At 47.3% G+C, this 577-nt stretch carries 1 protein-coding gene; it reads right to left on the bottom strand.

The genetic code is table 11. The features are described 5' to 3' along the window. On the bottom strand, positions 1 to 577 hold a 577-nt coding region (locus tag R7Z50_RS29525), incomplete at both ends, for an FUSC family protein (RefSeq protein ID WP_318150016.1).

The raw sequence follows: 577 nt of genomic DNA, 5'->3' as shown, positions 1-577 counted from the left end.
CAGCCGCGACGGCTAGCGCGCAGCCAATCAGTGTATCGGCAAGCCGAGGAAGCACCACTGCGTAGCCTTCACCTAACTGGTTGAACAGGAACAAGACTAACAAGGTGATAAATCCGGTCGCGTAGCCGTAGTTGTTCATCCTAAATGCAAAGAACATCACGCCCGAAACAACGATAAACACCAACTGACTTTCTTGAGAAGGGAAGAACGTTAGCAGCGGTACGCCAATCAATAACCCCGCTAAAGTACCGATCACACGAGCCGTAAGTTTTTGGCGCGTTGCACTGTAGTTCGGCTGACACACAAACAGTGTTGTAAGCAAAATCCAATAACCACGGTCAATATCAAATAGCTGAATGATGCCGTACCCAATAGTAAGCGCAATTGACATACGCAACGCATGTCGAAATAGCATCGAATCTTTATGAAGGTTAGCCGAAATGCGTTGCCACATCGCTTTCAACGTATGTGGGTTAGTATCGGCAAGCGTGTCTTCTTCTAGGCGTTCGGCATCTGGGTTATTGATGTTGTTTAGCTGCTTTTCAACCGTAGCGAGGTTATTGAACAGGTAAGTTAG

Source organism: Vibrio sp. 1249-1 (genome assembly GCF_033340495.1).
This window is presented reverse-complemented; position numbering and strand designations above follow the sequence as displayed.